2 protein-coding genes are annotated in these 684 nt (G+C 38.7%); both read left to right on the top strand.

Translation table 11 applies throughout. The annotated features are described in order from the left end of the window. On the top strand, positions 1 to 293 hold a 293-nt coding region (locus tag ACYQ2O_RS12580), incomplete at its 5' end, for a reverse transcriptase domain-containing protein (RefSeq protein WP_459796751.1). A 44-nt stretch (positions 294 to 337) separates the two neighbouring features. Further along, a partial coding sequence (locus ACYQ2O_RS12585; RefSeq protein WP_459771468.1) for a group II intron maturase-specific domain-containing protein occupies positions 338 to 684 on the top strand: 347 nt, incomplete at its 3' end.

Genomic DNA, 684 nt, shown 5'->3' on the forward strand with positions numbered 1-684 from the left:
AAACAGATATGGGGACACCACAAGGTGGTCCATTATCTCCTCTATTAGCCAATGTTTATCTCCATCATTTAGATAGAGAACTGGAAAGAAGAAAACATAAATTTGCTCGTTATGCCGACGACTTCGTTATTTATGTCAAAAGCAAACGTGCAGGTGAACGAGTAATGGAGAGCATCACCAAATTTATCGAAGAAGATTTACGATTGACCGTCAATAAAGAGAAGAGTCGAGTGACTACAGCCACAAAGTCAAAGTTTCTTGGGTTTCATTTATATAATCACATGGGAAAGTAGGTTGCCGACCTAGTCGGTCGGCTAAACAACGTTTCCGTGAAAAGTTGAAGAAGCTTACTCGAAGAAATCGGCCAGGGAGTTTTAAAGACATTGTGACAGATATTAACCGAGTGACAGTAGGATGGATAAATTACTACAAAATTGCTTTTATGAAATCATTTATGATTGAAATTAAAGCATGGTTAAACCATCGGCTAAGACAAATCATTTGGAAGAGATGGAAGAAAGTCGCCACTCGGTATAAATGGTTGAAGAAACTCGGTATCGGTCATGACGATGCCCTTAAAACAGCAGCTAGCCGAAAGGCTTACTGGCGAATTTCACGAACTGAAATCATACACCGAGCATTAACAAATAAAAAGTTCGTAGAATGGGGATTAAGAGATTTAAT

Source organism: Alkalibacterium sp. m-11, from assembly GCF_054658155.1.